The sequence below is a fragment of the Streptomyces sp. WG5 genome (assembly GCF_049974565.1).
In the GTDB taxonomy this organism is placed as follows: Bacteria; Actinomycetota; Actinomycetes; order Streptomycetales; family Streptomycetaceae; genus Streptomyces.
This window is the reverse complement of record NZ_JBNGGC010000086.1, coordinates 1-3,870: the sequence shown is the minus strand read 5'-3', so window position 1 is coordinate 3,870 and position 3,870 is coordinate 1. Positions and strand designations below refer to the sequence as shown.

The following is a 3,870-nucleotide window of genomic DNA, read 5'->3' as shown; positions in this document are numbered from 1 at the left end:
TCCGGAACCTCCAGAGCAGCCACCCGGCCCAGACCCCACACCTGCGCCTGCACCGGCGACACCAGCCGATCCGACCGACCCACCGACACCGCACCCCGCGTCAGACACCACAGCCGAGCACCCACCCCGGCATCACCCAGAGCCTGGATCAGGCCCACGGTGCCGACCAGGTCCAGCAACGACACGACACCCGCATACTCACCGGCAACCAGCCCCGCCAGCGCCGCACGATCCACGCCCGACTCGACCTCGACCCGCCGCACCTCCGCACCACGCCCCGCCAGCGCACCCACCACCGCCGCATCGTCCACGCCCTCGACCGGCACGACCACCAGCCACGATCCCGACAGGCGCGCGCCAGAAGCCTCGGCCAGCGGCTTCCACACCACCCGGTACCGCCAGCCGTCCACCTCCGACCGCTCCCGACCCTGCCGACGCCACGCCGACAACACCGGAAGCACCTCACCCAGCGACGCATCACCGGAGACATCCAGCTCCGCCAGCAGCGAGCCCAGATCCTCCCGCTCCACCACGTCCCAGAAGCGAGTGTCCGAGGCGTCGGCGGTGGCGCCGGGCTCAGGCGCGTCGTCAGCCTCCGGCCAGTACCTTCGTCGCTGGAACGCATAAGTCGGCAAGTCGATGTACCGCTCGCCGGCCCCGGCGAAGAACTTCCGCCAGTCGACCTCCACGCCCTGAACGAATGCCTGCGCCAGAGCCGTGACGGTGGTGTCGGTTTCCGGACGGCCCTTGCGCAGGACGGGGACGAAGGCGGCGCCCTCGCCCGTCACGCACTCCTGAGCCATCGCCGACAGCACACCGTCCGGACCCAGCTCCACATACGTGCCGACCCCGGCCTCCTCCAGGGCGCGGACACCGTCCGAGAAGCGCACGGCCTCCCGCACGTGCCGCACCCAGAAGTCCGCCGACGCCATCTCGTCGGTGACCACGGCGCCCGTCAGGTTGGAGACGACCGGAATGCTCGGGGCCTCGAAGGAGAGCCCCGAGACCACCTCGCAGAACGCGTCCAGCATCCCGTCCATGTGCGGCGAATGAAACGCATGACTGACCGCCAGACGCTTCGACTTCCGCCCCTCGAAGAACTCCACGACCGCCGTCGCGGCGTCCTCGTCACCCGCGATCACCACCGACCGCGGCCCGTTCACCGCCGCAACACTCACCCGCTCCGTCAGCAACGGCAGGACCTCGTCCTCCGACGCCTCCAGCGCGACCATCACGCCACCCGCCGGCAGCGCCTGCATCAACCGCCCACGCGCCGCCACCAGCACACACGCATCATCCAGCGACAGCACCCCCGCCACATGCGCAGCAGCGATCTCACCCACCGAATGCCCCGACACGAAGTCCGGCCTCACACCCCACGACTCCAGCAGCCGGAACAGCGCCACCTCCACCGCGAACAACGCCGGCTGCGCGAACTCCGTCCGGTCCAGAACCCCGGTGTCCTCCCCGAACAGCACATCCCTCAACGGCACATCGAGGTGGGCGTCCATCCGGGCGCAGACCGCGTCCAAGGCGTCCGCGAACACGGGATAGGCCTCGTACAGCTCGCTGCCCATCCCGCGGCGCTGGCTGCCCTGCCCCGTGAACAGGAACGCGAGCTTGCCGACGACCGGAGACCCGGTCACCACGTCGACGGATTCTCCGCCCGACACCGACGCGAGCCGCTGGAGGAACACACCGCCGTCGCCCGCGACGATGACGGCGCGGTGATCGAGCGCGGCCCGACCGGTCGCCAGCGCACGGCCGATGTCCACCGGGCGGAGGTCGGTGTGGGCGTCGAGTCGGGCGTGAAGACGTGCCGCCTGGTCACGCAGGGCAGCCTCGGACTTGCCCGACAGTACCCACGGCACGACGGCGGGCCGGTTCGACGCGGCCGTGACCGTCGTGTCGTCCGGGGCCTGCTCCACGATGGTGTGGGCGTTGGTGCCGCTGATGCCGAAGGACGAGATGCCGGCCCGACGCGGGCGTCCGGTGTCGGGCCACTCCTGTCGCTCGGTGAGCAGGGCCACCTCGCCGGCCGACCAGTCCACGTGCGGGGTCGGCTCGTCCACGTGCAGCGTCCGCGGCAGCACCCCGTGCCGCATCGCCATGACCATCTTGATGACGCCCGCGACACCCGCGGCGGCCTGCGTGTGCCCGATGTTCGACTTGATCGAGCCCAGCAGCAGCGGCCGGTCCTCCGGCCTGTCCTGCCCGTACGTGGCCAGCAGGGCCTGCGCCTCGATCGGATCACCCAGACGGGTGCCGGTGCCGTGCGCCTCCACCGCGTCCACGTCTGCCGTCGACAGCCCGGCACTCGCCAGCGCCTGCCGGATCACCCGCTGCTGCGAGGGGCCGCTCGGCGCCGTCAGGCCGTTGCTGGCACCGTCCTGGTTGACCGCCGAACCCCGAACGAGAGCCAGCACCGGGTGACCGTTGCGCTGGGCGTCCGACAGCCGCTCCACCAGCAGCATGCCCACGCCCTCGCCCCACCCCGTACCGTCGGCGGCAGCCGCGAACGCCTTGATCCGTCCGTCCTCCGCCAGCCCCCGCTGACGACTGAAGTCGACAAAGGTCTCGGGGGTCGACATCACCGTCACGCCACCCGCAAGAGCAAGCGAGCACTCGCCCTGCCGCAGTGCCTGCACCGCCCAGTGCAGCGCCACCAGCGAGGCGGAGCACGCCGTGTCGACGGTCACCGCGGGACCCTCCAGCCCCAGCGCGTAGGAGACCCGGCCCGACATCACGCTTCCGGCATTGCCCGTCCCGAGATGGCCTTCGACGCCTTGGGGCTCGGCGGCGGCGAGGGTCAGGTAGTAGTCCTGGCCGTTGGTGCCGACGAACACACCCGTCTGGCTGCCGCGCAACGAGGACGGATCGATCCCGGCCCGCTCGAACGCCTCCCACGAGGTCTCCAGCAGCAGCCGCTGCTGCGGATCCATCGCCAGCGCCTCACGCGGCGAGATCCCGAAGAAGTCCGCGTCGAACTCGGCCGCGTCGTAGAGGAACCCGCCACCGCGGGCGTAGAACGTGCCCTGACGATCCGGATCCGGGCTGTAGAGCTGTTCCAGGTCCCAGCCGCGGTCGACGGGGAACTCCCCCACGGCGTCCGTCCCCGTCACCAGCATCTGCCAGAGTTCTTCGGGAGAGGTGACACCGCCGGGGAAGCGGCAGCTCATCGCGACAATCGCGATCGGGTCGTCATCGGTGGCAACCGCGACGGGCAGGTCGGCATCCGCGACCCGGATCGTCCCCAGCAGCTGACCCCGCAGGTACTCCGCGAGCTCCGCCGACGTGGGGTAGTCGTAGACCAGCGTCGCCGGCAATCGCAGCTCCGTCGCCGCACCCAGCCGGTTCCGCAGCTCGACCGCCGTCAGCGAGTCGAAGCCCAGCTCCTTGAACGCCCGCCCGGCACCCACCGCGTCAACCCCGGCATGACCGAGCACCGCCGACACCTGGGCACGCACCAGATCCAGCAGCATCCGCTCCTGCTCAGCCGGAGCGACGGTGGACACCCGCCGCGCAAAGGACGTCGGGCCCCCGGCGTCGGCGGCCGACTCCGCCACCTCTGCGTGCGTCGCGCGTGCCTCGGGGAGCTGGGCAAACAGCGAGCTGCGGCGAACGGTGGTGAATCCGGCGAGGAAGCGGTCCCACTCCACGTCGGCCACCGTGAGCGCGGCTTCACCGGAACCGACCGCCTGCCGCATCGAGTTGACCGCCAGGTCCACGCGCATGGGCGGCACACCGTCCCGGCTCATGCGGGCCGACGTCGCCTCGTCGGCCGCCATGCCGTCCTCGGCCCACGGACCCCACGCGATCGACGTCGCCGCCAGACCGTCCGCCCGGCGCTGCTCCGCCAGCGCGTCCAAG

The 3,870-nt window shown here is 71.3% G+C and carries 1 protein-coding gene; it reads right to left on the bottom strand.

The window, feature by feature from the left end:
• Positions 1-3,870, bottom strand: a 3,870-nt coding sequence (locus ACP4IX_RS35880; protein WP_426558789.1) for a beta-ketoacyl synthase N-terminal-like domain-containing protein, incomplete at both ends; no start/stop codon positions are given.